This is a genomic window from Pseudomonas hefeiensis (assembly GCF_030687835.1).
In the GTDB taxonomy this organism is placed as follows: Bacteria; Pseudomonadota; Gammaproteobacteria; order Pseudomonadales; family Pseudomonadaceae; genus Aquipseudomonas; species Aquipseudomonas hefeiensis.
Genome location: NZ_CP117449.1, coordinates 5,386,851 through 5,404,672, shown reverse-complemented (window position 1 = coordinate 5,404,672; position 17,822 = coordinate 5,386,851). Strand labels below are relative to the sequence as shown.

The following is a 17,822-nucleotide window of genomic DNA, read 5'->3' as shown; positions in this document are numbered from 1 at the left end:
TTCATTGGCCTGGGCCTGTTGTGTCTGTTGGCGATCTGGCTGTCCCTGGCCCTGGGACCGGTGAGTTTGCCACTGTTCGATACCTTGCGCGCCGCGTTGCGCCTGATGGGCTTGCCAGTAGCCGCCGATGGTCTGGAGCAGGCCGAGCTGATCCTCGGCCAGATCCGTCTGCCGCGCACGCTGCTGGGGTTGGCGGTGGGCGGGGTATTGGCGTTATCCGGGGTGGCGATGCAGGGGCTGTTCCGCAACCCGTTGGCCGACCCGGGGCTGGTCGGGGTGTCCAGCGGAGCGGCGCTGGGCGCGGCGTTCGCCATTGTTGGCGGCTCGGCGCTGGGCGGCTTGCCGGAAGCGTTCGGTCCCTATCTGTTGTCGTTCTGTGCGTTCCTCGGCGGGCTTGGGGTCACGGCACTGGTTTATCGCCTCGGCCGGCGCAACGGCCAGACCCATGTCGCGACCATGCTCCTGGCAGGTATCGCCCTGACCGCGCTGTCCGGTTCGGCGGTGGGTCTGTTCACCTACCTGGCGGACGATGCGACCCTGCGCACCTTGACGTTCTGGAATCTGGGGAGCCTGAACGGGGCCAGTTATGCGCGATTGTGGCCGCTGTTGCTGGTCAGCGCTGGCGTAGCACTCTGGCTGCCACGTCGGGCTCGGGCGCTTAATGCTCTGTTGCTGGGTGAGTCCGAGGCCGCCCATTTGGGCGTCAATGTCGAAAAGCTCAAGCGTGAACTGGTGTTTTGCACGGCCCTGGGGGTTGGCGCGGCAGTGGCGGCGGCGGGCCTGATCGGGTTTGTCGGGCTGGTGGTGCCGCATCTGGTACGGTTGATGGCTGGCCCCGATCATCGCATTCTGTTGCCCGCTTCGGTGCTGGCGGGGGCGAGTCTGCTGCTGTTCGCCGATCTGGTGGCGCGTCTGGCGCTGGCTCCGGCGGAATTGCCGATCGGCATCGTCACGGCATTCATCGGGGCGCCGTTCTTCCTCTATTTATTGCTGCGAGGGCGCGCCTGATGTTACGAGCGCAGAACTTGCGCATCCAGCGGGGTCGCAAGACCGTGTTGGCTGATGTCAATCTTGAGCTTAACCCCGGCCAGGTGTTGGGCGTGCTCGGGCCCAACGGTGCAGGTAAAAGTACATTGCTGGCGGGGCTGTGCGGTCAATTGCATCCTGCGCAGGGACAGGTCTGGCTCGATGATCGGCCTTTGTCCCAGTGGGACGGCACCGAGCGAGCCCGTCGCCTGGCGGTATTGCCGCAGTCATCGACCCTGGATTTTGCGTTCCGTGTCGAAGAAGTGGTTGGCATGGGACGCCTGCCTCATCAGAGTGGTCGAGTGCGTGACGAGCAAATCGTTGCCTTGGCGTTGCAAGCCTCAGACGCGGCGCATCTGCACGGTCGCAGTTACCTGGCGCTGTCCGGGGGCGAGCGCCAGCGAGTGCATCTGGCGCGGGTGTTGGCGCAGTTGTGGCCAGGGGAGGCGGGGCAGACCCTGTTGCTGGACGAACCGACCTCGATGCTCGATCCGCTGCATCAGCACACCATCCTGCAGGCGGTGCGTGAGTTTGCCGATCACGGCGCTGCCGTGTTGGTGATCCTGCATGACCTGAATCTGGCTGCGCGTTATTGTGATCGCCTGCTGTTGCTTGCGTCTGGTCGCCCGGTGGCCCTGGACACCCCGCAACAAGTGCTGCGCCCGGAACCGGTCAAAGTGGTATTTGGCCTGGAAGTGTTGGTGCAACCCCATCCGGAGCGCGGACATCCATTGATCATCGCCCGTTGAGGGTTCCTTGAGGATGTAGATGTGCGCCTGATTCTGATTCTGGCATTGAGTGTGCTGACGGCCTGTCAGAGCACCGTGCCGCCGCCGGTCGACGGGCAGATCCGTGATTTGCACAATGGCCGGGCCATTACGCCCCAAGTGTTGGTCGAGCGCCTGGCGCGGGCGCCGCGAGTGGTGGTGGGCGAACAGCATGACAATCGGGATCACCACGTGCTGCAGCTATGGCTGCTTAAAGCCTTGGCCGCGCAACGGGCCCAAGGCAGCCTGCTGCTGGAAATGCTGACGCCCCACCAGCAGCTTCGGGTTGACGCGGTCCGCCAGTTACCTGCCTTGCCAACCGATCTGCCCGGTGCCCTGGATTGGTCACCGGGATGGGATTGGAGCCTGTATGGTCCGATCGTCGAGTTCGCCCTGGCGCAAGGCTATCCATTATTGGCCGCCAATCTGGACGCAGCCGAGATCCAGCGCGTCTACCGGCAAGCGCCGGACTTGCAAGGCGCTCGTGCGAATGCGGCCGGCGTGAAGGATCAGTTGCTGGAGCAGATCCGCCAATCCCATTGCGACCTGCTGCCCGAATCACAGATGCCGGCGATGCTGGCTGTCCAGCAACAACGTGACCGACGTATGGCCGAACGTTTGTTGGGTGCGCCAATACCTGCATTGTTGTTCGCCGGTGCCTGGCATGGGCGAAAGGATGTCGGTGTGCCGCTGCATGTGCTGGATCTGGGCGCCAGTGAGGCGCCGACAGTCCTGATGCTGGCCGAGGAGGGCAGCGACGTTTCTGCGGCCATGGCGGATTACGTGTGGTACACCAAGGCCGCACCGCCTCAGGATTACTGCGCGCAGATGCGTGAACACTCCAAGGGCTGACGAGCAGACAAAAAAAGACCCGGCAAAAGCCGGGTCAAATAACCGTGATTAGCCTGATGAGGAGATATCTGAGAGTCCGAACCAAGGGCTTTTCAAATATCGGCCAGTCTCGCGACCGGATGTGGTAATCATAGCGATTCTCATTACCAAGTCAAACATTGTTTTTTGGATTTGCTGAAATAACTACCAGGCTAAGGCCTCGCGGCGCCAAACAAGGGGAATCGTCAGGCTTTGTGGCGCGTCGAAACGGCGTCCAATTGTTTGTTCAAGGCTTCCTTACGCTCGGCTGGGATGTCATTCCAGTGCACATCCATCAACGCGCCCTCTATGGCATAGAGCAATACCTTTGAAGCCCGGAAGCCGCGAGTGCGTACTGCGCGATAGGCATCAACCGCTCCGAGGCGGCGCAAATCCGAGGCGCTGTGGATGCCTACGGCATGCAGCCACTGGGCTGATGTCTTGCCCAGATTTTTCAGATGTTGCAGTTCATCATTCATCGAGCCTCCTTGCGACGGCCGACTGGTGCAGTGGGCAAGCTTCTCAGCAGTGTAGCGGTCAGTAGGAAAAGTGTGATTCTTTGGTGGGATTTGAAGCAAAAGCTTCTAATGCATTACGCACGATAGGCGCGAGCACGCGGCAAGCTGCATCGTCCAGCGCAGGCGGGGGCGCTGGAGATCTATTCGGTTTGCGACAGGCCTGGCTTGGCTCAGCGAGTGCGGTAACGCAGCCGGGTGCCGAAGTTCATCGACATCAAAATCTCGTCGGCAGACAGCTCCGGTGGGAAATAGGCGCCCGATATCTGCGCATGGGCCAGGCTCGCGCCTTCCAGGGATGACTTGCGAAAATCGATGCCGCGCAAATCCGCGGAGCGGAAGTAAGCGTCGGTGAAATCCACGTCGTCGGCATCGAGCTCTCGCAGATCAAGTCCGCGAAAATCGCCGCCACGCATATCAACTGGACCTTGAGGCCGTTGGTTGTTGAAACCGGCAATGTCGTCTTCGCGCAGCAAAGCATACAGCGGGGTACCGAGAAGCTTGGGTTGGCTCATTTCATATTACCTGTTGGTTTTATGACGCCAGTATACTGCCACCATTTAGCGGCCGTGAAGGCTGGGAAGACCCCACGGCCGAAATAGTTTTTTACAAGCCTGGCAAGCGCTGGCGAATCTGCGCGACCACGACGTCGAGCGTGCCGCTTTCATTGGTCTGGACCCGTTTGCTGCACAGGATCTCCGCGGGAGTGAGTGCTTCGCGACTGGCCTGTTGTGCAGCGATGACGGCCAGGTTTGCGTCGGACGGATCTGTTTGATCGGCCTGACGTTGCGCAAGCCGGCTTTCGATAACCGCTTGTGGTGCATTGCAATCGAGGATCAGGAACGGAGCGCCCGTGGCTTCGGCAACCTGCGCCGCGGCATCGCGTTGATCGTGCTTGAGGTAAGTGGCGTCGATCACTGCTGGGAACCCGGCATGCAGGATTACACCCGCGATTTCATGCAGGCGGGCATAAGTGGCAACGCTGGCGTCGCTGCTATATATGCCGGCTTGTGGATCGTTGGGTATTTGCTGCTCACCAAACAGACGCTTGCGTTCAACGTCCGAGCGCAAGCGAATGGCTCCCAGGGCTTCTACCAGGCGCATCGCGACATGGCTCTTGCCAACGGCCGAAACGCCAAGGGTAATGGCCAGGAAGCGCGAGGGAATGGTGCTATAGCTTTCGGCCAGGTTCGCGTAGTTGCGGTACTGGCGCAGGGTCGTGGCGCGCTGCACCGGGTCGGCTTCAGCCGGCATGCTGAACAGCGCGACCTTGGCCCGGACCAGGGCGCGGTAGGCTTTGTAGAAGTTCAGCAGTTCCAGGCCCCGATAGTCGCCGGTCAGTTCCAGGTATTGACTGACGAAACGTCGCGCCAACGACTTGAGACCGCGGTCTTCCAGATCCATCGCCAGGAAGGCAGTGTCGGCATAGACATCGGTGAAACGGAACGGCTCGTTGAATTCGATGCAATCGAAAATCACCACCTTGCCATCGATCACCGTGGCGTTGCCCAGGTGGATGTCTCCGTGGCATTCGCGGATGAAACCTTCGGTTTTGCGTTGAGTGAGCAGCGGTTTGAGGCGTTCGAAGCTGCTTTCGGCCCAGGCTTGCAGGGCTTGGAGTTGCAGCAGATCAGCCTTGTCGCTGAGGAACGGACGAATCTGTTCGAAGTTCTGCCGTACCGGCGCCATTACGCTGTCCGGGGTGCCGGCGGCGTTTTCGGCGGGTACTGTGGGCGTGGAGAGATGGAAGCGGGCGATCTGCGCGGCCATTTCGTCGACGTGCGCCGTGGTCAGTTCGCCATTGGCCTGGAGTGTGCTGAGCAGTTGGCTCTGGGGAAACTGGCGCATCTTCAGGGCGTATTCGATGGCCGGGCCTTCGCCACCCAGTTGCGGCGCTTCTGGGGTGCCGGTAATCGGCATGACCTCCAGATACAGATCCTGGGTCAGGCGCTGGTTCAAACGCAGTTCTTCCCCGCAGAAATGCTTGCGCGCCTCGAGGCTGGTGAAATCAAGGAAGCCGAAATTGACCGGCTTTTTGAATTTGTAAGCATACGGCCCAGTGAGCAATACCCAGGAAATGTGGGTCTCGATGACCTGGAACCCTTCAACGGGATGCGGATAGAGGGCCGGGTTTTGCAGGGCAGCGATCAGGGACTGGCTCACGGGCGATCCTTCAGAGACTGGGAAAATTCAAGGCCGTCATTATGGCGGCAAGCCGCGTTAACGCAAACAGGAGGGCCCGTTGTGTGGTCATGTTGAACCGCGGCAAAGTGCGTATAATCCGCCGCCATGACTCGTACCCGATCCCCCCGTACCCCCAAGAAACCACCCGCCAGTCGCTTGCGGCCCTGGCTGGGCTGGGCCCTTAAACTCAGTCTGGTGGGCCTCGTCGTGCTCGCTGGCTTTGCGGTCTACCTCGATGCCGTGGTCCAGGAGAAGTTCTCCGGCAAGCGCTGGACCATCCCGGCCAAGGTCTACGCCAGGCCCCTGGAGCTGTTCGTCGGACAAAAGCTGAGTCGGGATGATTTCCTGACCGAGCTCGATGCCCTGGGCTATCGCCGTGAAAGCGTTGCCAATGGCCCGGGTGCCGCGTCCGTCAATGGCAATACCGTCGATCTCAATACCCGTGGTTTCCAGTTTTATGAAGGCATGGAGCAGGCGCAGGCGGTGCGAGTGCGTTTCTCCGGCGACTACGTGGCAGCGCTGACCGGTGCCAGCAATGCGAAGCTGTCGGTGGTGCGCCTCGAACCGCTGTTGATCGGTGGCCTATATCCCAAGAACCTCGAGGACCGGATCCTGATCAAGATCGACCAGGTGCCGCCGTTCCTGCTCGATACGCTGATCGCCGTCGAGGACCGCGATTTTTACCATCACTTCGGGGTTTCGCCCAAGTCGATTGCCCGAGCCATCTGGGTCAACACATCCTCGGGCCGTATGCGCCAGGGCGGCAGTACCCTGACCCAACAATTGGTCAAGAACTTCTATTTGACCAACGAGCGCAGCCTCAGCCGCAAGCTTACCGAAGCCATGATGGCGCTGTTGCTGGAGCTGCACTACGACAAGCGGGAGATTCTTGAGGCGTATCTCAACGAAGTCTTCGTCGGCCAGGATGGTCAGCGGGCGGTTCACGGTTTCGGCCTGGCCAGCCAGTTCTTCTTCAGCCAGCCGCTGTCCGAGCTCAAGCTGCATCAGGTGGCGTTGCTGGTGGGTATGGTTAAAGGGCCGTCCTCCTACAACCCGCGGCGTCATCCGGAGCGCGCCCTCGAACGGCGCAACCTGGTGCTCGACTTGCTGCAACAGCAAGGCGTGGCGACGGCCGAGCAAGTCGAAGCGGCGAAGAAAATGCCTTTGGGCGTGACCAAACGCGGCAGTCTGGCAGACAGCTCGTTTCCTGGTTTCATGGACCTGGTCAAGCGTCAACTGCGTGAGGACTACCGCGACGAAGACTTGACTGAAGAAGGCTTGCGGATCTTCACCAGTTTCGACCCGATTCTGCAGATGAAGGCTGAAGCCTCGGTCAATGACACCTTCAAGCGGTTGGCCGGGCGCAAGGGCTCTGATGAAGTTGAAGCCGCGATGGTGGTGACCAACCCGGAAACCGGCGAAGTCCAGGCCATGATCGGCAGTCGGCAGGCCAATTATGCCGGTTTCAACCGGGCGCTGGATGCGGTCCGCCCGATCGGCTCCCTGATCAAGCCAGCGGTCTACCTCACTGCCCTGGAGAAGCCAAGCCAATACACGCTGACCAGTTGGCTGTCCGACGAGGCGTTCTCGGTCAAGGGCGCGGACGGCCAGGTGTGGAAGCCGCAGAATTATGATCGCCGGTCCCACGGGACGGTGTTCCTGTATCAGGGCCTTGCGCATTCCTACAACCTGTCGACAGCCCGCCTCGGGCTTGAGATCGGCGTGCCGAACGTGCTCAAGACCCTGGCCCGCCTGGGCGTCAGTCGTGAATTTCCGGCTTTCCCGTCGATGCTGCTGGGAGCCGGTGGCCTCACGCCGATTGAAGTGGCTGCCATGTACCAGACGTTGGCCAACGGCGGCTTCAACACGCCGATGCGCGGGATTCGCAGCGTGCTCACCGCCGACGGCGAGCCGCTCAAGCGCTACCCGTTCCAGATCCAGCAACGTTTTGACCCGGCGTCCATTTATCTGATCCAGAGCGCCATGCAACGGGTCATGCGTGAAGGCACCGGCAGTTCGGTTTATAACGTACTGCCGCGTAACCTGACCCTGGCGGGCAAGACCGGTACCAGCAACGACTCGCGCGACAGCTGGTTTGCCGGTTTCAGCCAGGACCTGCTGGCAGTGGTCTGGCTTGGCCGTGACGACAATGGCAAGACCCCGTTCACTGGCGCCACTGGTGCATTGCAGGTCTGGACCAGTTTCATGCGCAAGGCCGATCCGTTGCCGCTGGACATGCCGCAACCGGACAACATCGTTCAGGCCTGGGTGGATTCGCGCACCGGCCAAGGTTCCGACGCCAGTTGCCCGGGCGCGGTGCAGATGCCGTATATTCGCGGCAGCGAACCACCACCCGGTGCAGCCTGTGGCATTCCAAATCCCGCCGAGTCGGTCATGGATTGGGTCAAGGACTGGATGAATTAAGCAAAGAGGGTTTCAAGTGAACAAGTGGTTGATTCCAGCGGTAACTGCCGTGGCTTTGCTCAGCGGTTGCTCCACCGTACAACGCGGTTCGATTCCGGTTGTCGATTCCGGCACTGCCGTTTCCAACAGTGAGCGGGTCTCGGCCAATGGCGGCTTCCGTCAAACGACGGTGCAGCGGCCAGTGCAGGGGCAGGTCCAGGCGATCCCCCAGGGTGACACCGGTGTTGTGGTGATGGTGCCCGGTGGCGGCGCCACGACGTCGGCACCGATCAGCAGCACTCCCATCACGCCGGGGCCGATCACGCCAGGGCCTATCGATACTTCGCCAATCGGTCAGGGCAGCTACAGCATGCCTTCGGCACCGGGCAACATCCCGTCGACCAGCTCGGGCGGTCTGTCCGCCGATGAGCAATTGGACGGTCCAGTGCTGGCGCTGCTTACCACCGCACAACAACAGCAGGCCGGTGGTGACCTCAACGGGGCCTCCTCCAGCCTGGAGCGGGCCCAGCGTGTTGCGCCGCGCGAACCTCAGGTTCTTTATCGCCTGGCCCAGGTGCGCATGGCCCAGGGCGATGCACCGCAAGCTGAGCAACTGGCCCGTCGTGGCCTGACATTCGCCAACGGTCGTCCGGCGCTTCAGGCCAGCCTGTGGGAATTGATCGCTCAGGCCCGTGAAAAGCAAGGCGACTCCGCCGGCGCGGCATTGGCCCGTCAGAAGGCCAAGGTTTCGCTCTGATGGATACGCGCTTTCCCAAGATCGCTGATCAGTTGCTGCTGATTGAGCGGGAGCTGCGGGTCCAAGGCTGGTGGAGCAGCGTTTCGCCGTCGGCCGAGGCATTGGCCAGTGTCGAGCCGTTCGCGGTCGACACGCTGGACTTCGAGCAATGGCTGCAATGGATTTTCCTGCCGCGCATGAAGGCCATCCTGGAAAATGACCTGCCGCTGCCCAATGCCTCGGGCATCCTGGCGATGGCTGAAATGGTCTATGCCCAGCGGCCAGGGCAAGGCATTGAGTTGCAGCGACTGTTGGCGCAGTTCGACCAGTTGATCAGCGACGTTAGCTGACTGCCGGTTATTGGCAGTGCTCCTCGATCTGTTTGCGGGTTTCGTCGATGCGCTGGCGCCGCTCCTCTTCTGTGAGGCGGCGCATTTCTCCTTCCACGTCCTCGCGTACCCTCGGGTTGTTCTGCAGTTGCGCAAGATTGGTTCGGGTCTGTCCGCAGAAAGCCTTGAGCTGGGCTTGCTGCTCGGCAATCTGCTGCTTTACCTGTTGGTCAATCGCCTTCTGGTCGCCAATGACCCCAGCAGGCGGGGAGGCTGCTGGCTTGGTGGCGGAAGGGGATGACTTGATCACCGTCGTGGCCTGTCCGCCTGGCGGCGGCTGGGAGCCGAAGTGGGTAACCCCTTGGGCGTCCACCCATTTGTAGACCTGACCGGCCATGCACATCGGGCTCAGGCCAACCAGCAGGCTGGCCATCAAGAAGAACATTCGCATGCTGTTTCCTTGTCATGGGTTGCGCAATTGAAGCTAACACAGTTGCCGTTTAAAGGTTTTTTCTTGCGTTCTCATGCGCTTACTTCGAATAAAGCACATTCACGACTTGACTTGCAGAGGGCGAAACAGAAGAATCCAAAGTCCGCTGTAGAGGGACTGCCAGAAGCAGGCCCACTCGGCAGATCATGAGGCGCATATCCGCGCCGACCTGTTACACCCGCAACGCGTTACCTCGCGCTGGGTGGGAAAAGCCCGCAACACTTGGGACGATCCCAATACTTGCTCAGTCAGTGCTGACGTAGTCGGCGACCACCGTCGCTCATGCTCTGCCGAGAAGTAAACCTATTAAGACCCGTCCCTTTTTGTGGGCCGGTATTCTGGCGTTTTAGAGGTGAACAACGTGGAGCTTTTATCTGGCGGTGAGATGCTCGTCCGCTTTTTGCGTGACGAAGGCGTCAAATATATCTACGGGTACCCCGGTGGTGCTCTTCTTCATGTCTATGATGCCCTGTTCAAAGAGCCGGAAGTGACCCACATCCTGGTTCGTCATGAGCAAGCGGCGACCCATATGGCTGACGGTTATGCCCGTGCCACCGGTAAAGCCGGTGTGGTCCTGGTGACATCCGGCCCTGGCGCCACGAACGCCATCACCGGTATCGCCACGGCGTACATGGACTCCATCCCGATGGTAATCATCTCCGGTCAGGTGCCCAGCACCATGGTCGGCACCGACGCGTTCCAGGAAACCGACATGATCGGTATCTCCCGGCCGATCGTGAAGCACAGCTTCATGATCAAGCACGCTTCGGAAATCCCGGAGGTCATGAAGAAAGCCTTCTACCTGGCTGAATCCGGTCGTCCAGGCCCGGTAGTGGTCGATGTCCCGAAAGACATGACCAACCCGGCCGAGAAGTTCGAATACATTTTCCCCAAGAAAGCCAAGCTGCGTTCCTACAGCCCGGCTGTGCGCGGTCACTCCGGGCAAATCCGCAAGGCGGCCGAAATGCTGCTGGCGGCCAAGCGTCCGGTGCTGTATTCGGGGGGGGGCGTTATTCTTGGTGGTGGCTCCGCGCCGCTGACCGAATTGGCGAAAATGCTCAACCTGCCGGTAACCAATACGCTGATGGGGTTGGGCGCCTACCCGGGCACTGACCGCCAGTTCATCGGCATGCTCGGCATGCACGGCAGCTACACCGCTAACCTGGCGATGCACCATGCCGATGTGATTCTGGCGGTCGGCGCGCGTTTCGACGACCGTGTCATCAACGGCCCGGCGAAATTTTTTGCCCGAACGCCAAGATCATCCACATCGACATCGACCCGGCGTCCATCTCCAAGACCATCAAGGCAGACGTGCCGATTGTCGGTCCTGTGGAAAGCGTGCTGAGCGAAATGGTCGCCATCCTCAAGGAAATCGGCGAGACCCCGAACAAGGAGTCCGTAGCCAGTTGGTGGAAGCAGGTCGATGAGTGGCGCGGTGATCGTGGCCTGTTCCCTTACGACAAGGGCGACGGCAGCGTGATCAAGCCGCAGACCGTGATCGAAACCCTGTGCGAAGTGACCAAGGGCGATGCCTTTGTGACCTCCGACGTTGGTCAGCACCAGATGTTCGCGGCGCAGTACTACAAGTTCAACAAGCCTAACCGCTGGATCAACTCCGGTGGTCTGGGCACCATGGGCTTCGGTTTTCCGGCGGCCATGGGTGTCAAGTTGAGCTTTCCGGATAGCGACGTCGCCTGTGTCACGGGCGAGGGCAGTATCCAGATGAACATCCAGGAGCTGTCGACCTGTCTGCAGTACGGTTTGCCGGTGAAAATCGTCAACCTGAACAATGGTGTACTGGGCATGGTTCGCCAGTGGCAGGACATGAGCTATGGTAGCCGTCACTCGCACTCCTACATGGAGTCGCTGCCGGACTTCGTCAAGCTGGTCGAAGCCTATGGTCACGTGGGCATCCGCATCACCGACCTGAAGGACTTGAAGTCGGGGCTTGAAGAAGCTTTCGCCATGAAAGATCGCCTGGTGTTCCTCGATATCAAGGTCGATACCAGCGAACACGTCTACCCGATGCAGATCAAAGACGGTTCCATGCGCGATATGTGGCTGAGCAAGACGGAGCGTACCTAATCATGCGACATATTATTTCCCTGCTTCTGGAAAACGAACCGGGTGCTCTGTCTCGCGTAGTGGGCCTGTTCTCGCAGCGCAACTACAACATCGAAAGCCTGACCGTGGCGCCAACCGAAGACCCGACCCTGTCGCGTCTGACGCTGACCACCGTGGGCCACGATGAAGTCATCGAGCAGATCACCAAGAACCTGAACAAGCTGATCGAGGTGGTCAAGCTGGTGGACCTGTCGGAAAGCGCGCACATCGAGCGCGAGCTGATGCTGGTCAAGGTCAAGGCCACCGGTGCCCAGCGCGCCGAGATCAAACGCACTACCGATATTTATCGTGGGCAGATCGTCGATGTCAGCGCCAGCGTCTATACCGTTCAGTTGACCGGTACCAGCGACAAGCTCGACAGCTTCATTCAATCGATCGGCACTGCCTCGATTCTGGAAACCGTACGCAGTGGCGTCACCGGGATTGCCCGTGGCGACAAAGTACTGAGCATCTAAACCAAATTAGCGAATGGCCTGAATGGCCGGATATAGGGGTAATTCATGAAGGTTTTCTACGATAAAGACTGCGACCTGTCGATCATCCAAGGCAAGAAAGTCGCCATCATCGGTTATGGTTCCCAAGGTCACGCCCAAGCGTGCAACCTGAAGGACTCCGGTGTTGACGTGACCGTCGGCCTGCGTAAAGGCTCGGCCACCGTTGCCAAGGCCGAGGCTCATGGCCTGAAAGTCACCGACGTGGCTTCTGCCGTTGCCGCCGCCGACCTGGTCATGATCCTGACCCCGGACGAGTTCCAGTCGTCGCTGTACAAGAACGAAATCGAGCCGAACATCAAGAAAGGCGCCACCCTGGCCTTCTCCCACGGCTTTGCGATTCACTACAACCAGGTCGTGCCACGCGCTGATCTCGACGTGATCATGATCGCGCCGAAGGCTCCAGGCCACACCGTTCGTTCCGAATTCGTGAAGGGCGGCGGTATCCCTGACCTGATCGCGATCTATCAGGACGCCTCCGGCAACGCCAAGAACGTTGCGCTGTCCTATGCAGCGGGTGTCGGCGGCGGCCGTACCGGCATCATCGAAACCACCTTCAAGGACGAAACTGAAACCGACCTGTTCGGCGAACAAGCCGTTCTGTGCGGTGGTACTGTCGAGCTGGTCAAAGCCGGTTTCGAAACCCTGGTTGAAGCTGGCTATGCGCCGGAAATGGCCTACTTCGAGTGCCTGCACGAACTGAAGTTGATCGTTGACCTCATGTACGAAGGCGGTATCGCCAACATGAACTACTCGATCTCCAACAACGCGCTGAATATGGCGAGTACGTGACGGGTCCGGAAGTCATCAACGCCGAGTCCCGCCAGGCCATGCGCAACGCCCTGAAACGTATTCAGGACGGCGAATACGCCAAGATGTTCATCAGCGAAGGCGCTACCGGCTATCCTTCGATGACCGCCAAGCGTCGCAACAACGCCGCCCACGGTATCGAAATCATTGGCGAGCAATTGCGCTCGATGATTGCCGTGGATCGGTGCCAACAAGATCGTCGACAAAGCCAAGAACTAAGTCGCGAGCTTGATCGAAAAACGCGGCCCTGGCCGCGTTTTTTCGTTTGGGCGGTAGCTTCTGGTATAAAGCTGCATCGTTTGCGGCCGAACCCTCGTCCCAGACACCTGTCGAATTTTTCACACCGTTGCAAGGTACTGTCCATGAGCGAACGCCCCGACGAGCCCAACCAGGCTCCTGACGCCGAAAGCCTGCTGCCCATCGATGAGCACGTCGAAGAAGGACATGACGCTGAAGGTCGTAAGGTCCGGCACCGTGGCATCTATCTGCTGCCGAATCTGTTCACCACTGCGAACCTGTTCGCCGGTTTCTATTCCATCATCAGTTCCATGAGTGCCCAGGCTGCCTTGAGTGCCGGCGATGGTGCCGGGGCGAGTCGTTACTTTGCCTTCGCTGCCATTGCGATCTTTGTTGCCATGGTGCTCGACGGCCTGGACGGGCGCGTGGCCCGCATGACCAATACCCAGAGCGCGTTCGGCGCCGAATACGATTCGCTGTCGGACATGGTCGCTTTCGGCGTGGCGCCGGCTCTGCTGGCGTTCGGTTGGGCGCTGGGGGACATGGGCAAGGTCGGCTGGATGGTCGCCTTCATTTATGTCGCCGGTGCCGCGTTGCGTCTGGCGCGTTTCAATACCCAGGTCGGTACGGCCGACAAGCGCTACTTCATCGGCTTGGCGAGTCCTGCCGCGGCGGGTGTCGTGGCCGGTGTCGTCTGGGCTTTCAGCGACTACGGTATCCAGGGGTCGAAGATGTCGTTCCTTGTGGCGCTGTTAGTCGCGGCGGCCGGGATGCTGATGGTCAGTAACATCAAGTACAACAGCTTCAAGGAGCTGGATCTCAAGGGGCGGGTGCCGTTCGTTGCGATTCTGGCAGTGGTGCTGGTGTTCGCGGTGGTCTTCAGTGACCCGCCACGTATCCTGTTGCTGGTGTTCCTCGCCTATGCCGCTTCCGGTCCGGTTCAATATCTGTTGCGCCTGCGTCGGCACAAAAAAGCCGAGTGATGTAATTTCCCTCATACTCCGCAGTCTATTGGTGCATCTGCCCTCCAATGCTGCGGAGTTGTCATGCTGATCAAGATCCCCAAGTCGTCCGACTGCCTTGAGTCGGACGTCACGCCAGAATCCCTTTATCTATCCCGTCGCCAAATGCTGGGGGCCGCCATGGCGGGTCTTGCCGTGAGCGGGCTCCCGCGTTGGGCCAGTGCTGCCGATGCTGCGCGTTATGCGGATGTCGAGCCCGGCAAGGCACCGTCCTGGTTTGCCGAGAAACTGCCGTCCACTCAATGGGGCGCGGTTACGGTCAAGGATGAGGCCATCACACCGTTCAAAGACGCCACTCATTACAATAACTTCTATGAATTCGGAACCGGTAAAGGTGATCCGGCGGCCAATGCCGGATCCTTGAAAACCGAGCCCTGGAGCGTGGTGGTGGATGGGGAGGTGGGCAAGCCGGGGCGCTATGCCTTGGAAGACTTCATGAAGCCTTACCAGTTGGAGGAGCGAATCTATCGCCTGCGCTGCGTGGAGGCCTGGTCCATGGTTATTCCGTGGATCGGCTTCCCTATCTCTGCGTTGCTCAAGCAGGTCGAGCCGACCTCTAAGGCCAAGTACATTCGTTTCGAGACCCTGCAGGATCCCAAGACCATGCCTGGGCAGCGCTCGGGGTTCGCTTTGATCGACTGGCCCTATGTGGAGGGCTTGCGACTGGATGAAGCGATGAATCCGCTGGCAATCATGGCGGTAGGGATGTACGGACGAGAATTGCCCAACCAGAACGGTGCTCCGTTGCGCTTGGTAGTGCCGTGGAAGTACGGTTTTAAAAGTGTGAAGTCCATTGTGCGCATCAGCCTGGTCAGCGAGCAGCCCAAGACGACCTGGCAAAGTATTGCGTCGGACGAGTACGGCTTTTACGCCAACGTCAACCCGACCGTCGATCACCCGCGTTGGACCCAGGCGCGGGAGCGCCGCCTGCCGAGCGGGCTGTTCAGTCCCAATGTTCGCGATACCTTAATGTTTAACGGCTATCAGGATGAAGTCGCTTCTTTATATGCAGGGATGGACTTGAGGAAGGATTACTGATGCGTTTTCCAGTCTGGCGAATCGGCGTGTTTGTCGCGGCGGCGGTTTGGCCGTTGCTCTGGCTCTACGAGGCGTTGATGAATAAGTTGGGGCCTGACCCGGGCAAGGTGCTGGTGGATCGGCTCGGGTTGGGCACGCTGATTTTGCTGTTGATCACCTTGAGCATGACGCCGTTGCAGAAGCTCACGGGGTGGGCGGGGTGGATCGCGGTCAGGCGTCAGCTGGGGTTGTGGTGTTTTGCTTACGTGGTGTTGCATCTGAGTGGTTATACGGCGTTCATCCTGGGATTCGACTGGTCGCAACTGGGCGTTGAGTTGAGCAAGCGACCTTATATTATTGTTGGGGCGCTTGGGTTTCTGGGGCTCTTGGCACTGGCGATTACTTCCAATCGCTACAGTCAGCGGCGACTGGGCGCGCGCTGGAAAAAACTGCATCGCCTGGTTTATCCGATCTTGGGCCTTGGATTGCTGCATATGTTGTGGATCGTGCGGGCGGATCTTAAGGAATGGTCGATTTACGCTTCTATAGGGGCCGTGCTGCTGATGTTGAGAGTTCCGCCGGTTATGCGCCGGATTCCACGCTTAATGGGTCGCAAAGCACCTTCTGCAACAAAAGCGTAATTAACGCTTGACGGCAAATCCTGGACGTCTATAATTCGCCCCACTTCCGGCGCAGTCGAAACGAAAAACTCCTTGAGTTTCAATGAGTTAAACGATTTTTGGCGGCGCAGGGCTTCAGATCATCGAAGCCTGGGAAGCAGTTGGTGGGGCGGCTTACATGGCTTCGTTAACGATCCGGTCTTCTCGATCGAAAGCGGTCAAAAAGAGGTGTTGACAGCAGCGAGTAACGCTGTAGAATTCGCCTCCCGCTAACGAGAGATCGGAAGCGCAAGTGGTTGAAGTTGCTGAAGTTTTGGAAAGCAAAACTTTGAAAACTTCAAAAATAACCGCTTGACAGATACATCGGGCGCTGTAGAATGCGCGCCTCGGTTGAGACGAAAGGCTCAACCCACCGCTCTTTAACAACTGAATCAAGCAATTCGTGTGGGTGCTTGTGGAGTCAGACTGCTAGTCAACAGATTATCAGCATCACAAGTTGCTCCGCGAGAAATCAAAGATGTAACCAACGATTGCTGAGCCAAGTTTAGGGTTTTCTCAAAACCCAAAGATGTTTGAACTGAAGAGTTTGATCATGGCTCAGATTGAACGCTGGCGGCAGGCCTAACACATGCAAGTCGAGCGGTAGAGAGGTGCTTGCACCTCTTGAGAGCGGCGGACGGGTGAGTAAAGCCTAGGAATCTGCCTGGTAGTGGGGGATAACGCTCGGAAACGGACGCTAATACCGCATACGTCCTACGGGAGAAAGCAGGGGACCTTCGGGCCTTGCGCTATCAGATGAGCCTAGGTCGGATTAGCTAGTTGGTGAGGTAATGGCTCACCAAGGCGACGATCCGTAACTGGTCTGAGAGGATGATCAGTCACACTGGAACTGAGACACGGTCCAGACTCCTACGGGAGGCAGCAGTGGGGAATATTGGACAATGGGCGAAAGCCTGATCCAGCCATGCCGCGTGTGTGAAGAAGGTCTTCGGATTGTAAAGCACTTTAAGTTGGGAGGAAGGGCATTAACCTAATACGTTAGTGTTTTGACGTTACCGACAGAATAAGCACCGGCTAACTCTGTGCCAGCAGCCGCGGTAATACAGAGGGTGCAAGCGTTAATCGGAATTACTGGGCGTAAAGCGCGCGTAGGTGGTTCGTTAAGTTGGATGTGAAATCCCCGGGCTCAACCTGGGAACTGCATTCAAAACTGTCGAGCTAGAGTATGGTAGAGGGTGGTGGAATTTCCTGTGTAGCGGTGAAATGCGTAGATATAGGAAGGAACACCAGTGGCGAAGGCGACCACCTGGACTGATACTGACACTGAGGTGCGAAAGCGTGGGGAGCAAACAGGATTAGATACCCTGGTAGTCCACGCCGTAAACGATGTCAACTAGCCGTTGGGAGCCTTGAGCTCTTAGTGGCGCAGCTAACGCATTAAGTTGACCGCCTGGGGAGTACGGCCGCAAGGTTAAAACTCAAATGAATTGACGGGGGCCCGCACAAGCGGTGGAGCATGTGGTTTAATTCGAAGCAACGCGAAGAACCTTACCAGGCCTTGACATCCAATGAACTTTCCAGAGATGGAGGGTGCCTTCGGGAACATTGAGACAGGTGCTGCATGGCTGTCGTCAGCTCGTGTCGTGAGATGTTGGGTTAAGTCCCGTAACGAGCGCAACCCTTGTCCTTAGTTACCAGCACGTTATGGTGGGCACTCTAAGGAGACTGCCGGTGACAAACCGGAGGAAGGTGGGGATGACGTCAAGTCATCATGGCCCTTACGGCCTGGGCTACACACGTGCTACAATGGTCGGTACAGAGGGTTGCCAAGCCGCGAGGTGGAGCTAATCCCACAAAACCGATCGTAGTCCGGATCGCAGTCTGCAACTCGACTGCGTGAAGTCGGAATCGCTAGTAATCGCGAATCAGAATGTCGCGGTGAATACGTTCCCGGGCCTTGTACACACCGCCCGTCACACCATGGGAGTGGGTTGCACCAGAAGTAGCTAGTCTAACCTTCGGGAGGACGGTTACCACGGTGTGATTCATGACTGGGGTGAAGTCGTAACAAGGTAGCCGTAGGGGAACCTGCGGCTGGATCACCTCCTTAATCGACGACCGCAGCTGCTCATGAGCTCCCACACGAATTGCTTGATTCATTGAAGAAGACGAAAAAGC

Annotated in this window: 14 protein-coding genes, 1 rRNA gene and 2 pseudogenes; 13 read left to right on the top strand and 4 right to left on the bottom strand. The window is 58.9% G+C overall.

From position 1 onward, the window contains the following. The first annotated feature begins 24 nt into the window (after positions 1–24). From PSH57_RS24350 to PSH57_RS24340, 3 genes are read left to right on the top strand one after another with little or no spacing between them, the layout of a single operon-like run. The gene (locus PSH57_RS24350) at positions 25–1,008 is read left to right on the top strand and encodes a FecCD family ABC transporter permease (protein WP_305390467.1); all 984 of its coding nucleotides are present in this window, start codon (positions 25–27) and stop codon (positions 1,006–1,008) included. Next, positions 1,008–1,775: a heme ABC transporter ATP-binding protein gene (locus PSH57_RS24345; protein ID WP_305444771.1), complete on the top strand. Its 768-nt coding sequence runs from the start codon at positions 1,008–1,010 to the stop codon at positions 1,773–1,775. The genes PSH57_RS24350 and PSH57_RS24345 overlap by 1 nt, the downstream gene beginning before the upstream one ends. A 21-nt stretch (positions 1,776–1,796) precedes the next feature. Continuing rightward, the gene (locus PSH57_RS24340; protein ID WP_305385915.1) at positions 1,797–2,645 is read left to right on the top strand and encodes a ChaN family lipoprotein; all 849 of its coding nucleotides are present in this window, start codon (positions 1,797–1,799) and stop codon (positions 2,643–2,645) included. Positions 2,646–2,869: 224 nt separating this feature from the next. Here the strand turns inward: PSH57_RS24340 and PSH57_RS24335 are convergent, their stop codons facing one another. From PSH57_RS24335 to PSH57_RS24325, 3 genes are all read right to left on the bottom strand, one after another. Further along, positions 2,870–3,142: a TfoX/Sxy family protein gene (locus PSH57_RS24335; RefSeq protein WP_047229837.1), complete on the bottom strand. Its 273-nt coding sequence runs from the start codon at positions 3,140–3,142 to the stop codon at positions 2,870–2,872. A 209-nt stretch (positions 3,143–3,351) separates the two neighbouring features. Continuing rightward, positions 3,352–3,693, bottom strand: a complete 342-nt coding sequence (locus tag PSH57_RS24330) for a pentapeptide repeat-containing protein (protein ID WP_305385914.1) — start codon at positions 3,691–3,693, stop codon at positions 3,352–3,354. 91 nt (positions 3,694–3,784) lie between these two features. Continuing rightward, complete coding sequence (locus PSH57_RS24325; RefSeq protein ID WP_305385913.1) at positions 3,785–5,341, bottom strand: bifunctional aminoglycoside phosphotransferase/ATP-binding protein; 1,557 nt, start codon at positions 5,339–5,341, stop codon at positions 3,785–3,787. Between the two features lie 126 nt (positions 5,342–5,467). Between PSH57_RS24325 and mrcB the strand changes: the two genes are divergently transcribed. From mrcB to PSH57_RS24310, 3 genes are read left to right on the top strand one after another with little or no spacing between them, the layout of a single operon-like run. Then, positions 5,468–7,786, top strand: coding sequence for a penicillin-binding protein 1B (gene mrcB / locus PSH57_RS24320; RefSeq protein WP_256233088.1), 2,319 nt, complete (start codon positions 5,468–5,470; stop codon positions 7,784–7,786). Positions 7,787–7,802: 16 nt separating this feature from the next. Then, a complete protein-coding gene (locus PSH57_RS24315; protein WP_305385912.1) occupies positions 7,803–8,522 on the top strand; it encodes a tetratricopeptide repeat protein in 720 nt (239 codons plus the stop codon). Further along, positions 8,522–8,851 carry a YqcC family protein gene (locus PSH57_RS24310; protein ID WP_305385911.1) on the top strand — a complete coding sequence of 110 codons (330 nt, stop codon included), beginning with the start codon at positions 8,522–8,524 and terminating at the stop codon, positions 8,849–8,851. Before PSH57_RS24315 ends, PSH57_RS24310 begins: the two co-directional genes overlap by 1 nt. Before the next feature lie 7 nt (positions 8,852–8,858). On the opposite strand, the gene PSH57_RS24305 is transcribed toward PSH57_RS24310, so the two are convergent. After that, positions 8,859–9,281, bottom strand: a complete 423-nt coding sequence (locus PSH57_RS24305; RefSeq protein ID WP_422766054.1) for a DUF4124 domain-containing protein — start codon at positions 9,279–9,281, stop codon at positions 8,859–8,861. Between the two features lie 400 nt (positions 9,282–9,681). On the opposite strand from PSH57_RS24305, the pseudogene PSH57_RS24300 reads away from it, so the two are divergent. The 7 genes and pseudogenes from PSH57_RS24300 (at position 9,682) to PSH57_RS24270 (ending at position 17,754) form a co-directional block, all read left to right on the top strand. Next, positions 9,682–11,408, top strand: a pseudogene (locus tag PSH57_RS24300) (acetolactate synthase 3 large subunit). A gap of 2 nt (positions 11,409–11,410) precedes the next feature. Beyond that, positions 11,411–11,902: an acetolactate synthase small subunit gene (ilvN, locus tag PSH57_RS24295; RefSeq protein WP_003176102.1), complete on the top strand. Its 492-nt coding sequence runs from the start codon at positions 11,411–11,413 to the stop codon at positions 11,900–11,902. A gap of 45 nt (positions 11,903–11,947) precedes the next feature. Beyond that, a pseudogene (gene ilvC / locus PSH57_RS24290) lies at positions 11,948–12,967 on the top strand (ketol-acid reductoisomerase). Between the two features lie 143 nt (positions 12,968–13,110). Then, entirely contained in the window at positions 13,111–13,968 is an 858-nt protein-coding gene (gene pssA / locus PSH57_RS24285) for a CDP-diacylglycerol--serine O-phosphatidyltransferase (protein WP_305385909.1), read from the top strand. 63 nt (positions 13,969–14,031) lie between these two features. Then, positions 14,032–15,045, top strand: coding sequence for a protein-methionine-sulfoxide reductase catalytic subunit MsrP (msrP, locus tag PSH57_RS24280; protein ID WP_305385908.1), 1,014 nt, complete (start codon positions 14,032–14,034; stop codon positions 15,043–15,045). After that, positions 15,045–15,665, top strand: a complete 621-nt coding sequence (msrQ, locus tag PSH57_RS24275; protein ID WP_305385907.1) for a protein-methionine-sulfoxide reductase heme-binding subunit MsrQ — start codon at positions 15,045–15,047, stop codon at positions 15,663–15,665. Before msrP ends, msrQ begins: the two co-directional genes overlap by 1 nt. Positions 15,666–16,218: 553 nt before the next feature. Next, positions 16,219–17,754: ribosomal RNA gene (locus PSH57_RS24270) — 16S ribosomal RNA — on the top strand. The last annotated feature ends 68 nt before the right edge of the window (positions 17,755–17,822 follow it).

Bases quoted from the DNA above. Each gene is read 5' to 3' on its own strand.
- PSH57_RS24310 (WP_305385911.1), top strand. From the start codon at position 8,522: ATGGATACGCGCTTTCCCAAGATCGCTGATCAGTTGCTGCTGATTGAG.
- pssA (WP_305385909.1), top strand. From the start codon at position 13,111: ATGAGCGAACGCCCCGACGAGCCCAACCAGGCTCCTGACGCCGAAAGC.
- msrP (WP_305385908.1), top strand. From the start codon at position 14,032: ATGCTGATCAAGATCCCCAAGTCGTCCGACTGCCTTGAGTCGGACGTC.
- PSH57_RS24305 (WP_422766054.1), bottom strand. From the start codon at position 9,281: ATGCGAATGTTCTTCTTGATGGCCAGCCTGCTGGTTGGCCTGAGCCCG.
- msrQ (WP_305385907.1), top strand. From the start codon at position 15,045: ATGCGTTTTCCAGTCTGGCGAATCGGCGTGTTTGTCGCGGCGGCGGTT.
- mrcB (WP_256233088.1), top strand. From the start codon at position 5,468: ATGACTCGTACCCGATCCCCCCGTACCCCCAAGAAACCACCCGCCAGT.
- PSH57_RS24335 (WP_047229837.1), bottom strand. From the start codon at position 3,142: ATGAATGATGAACTGCAACATCTGAAAAATCTGGGCAAGACATCAGCC.
- PSH57_RS24330 (WP_305385914.1), bottom strand. From the start codon at position 3,693: ATGAGCCAACCCAAGCTTCTCGGTACCCCGCTGTATGCTTTGCTGCGC.
- ilvN (WP_003176102.1), top strand. From the start codon at position 11,411: ATGCGACATATTATTTCCCTGCTTCTGGAAAACGAACCGGGTGCTCTG.
- PSH57_RS24345 (WP_305444771.1), top strand. From the start codon at position 1,008: ATGTTACGAGCGCAGAACTTGCGCATCCAGCGGGGTCGCAAGACCGTG.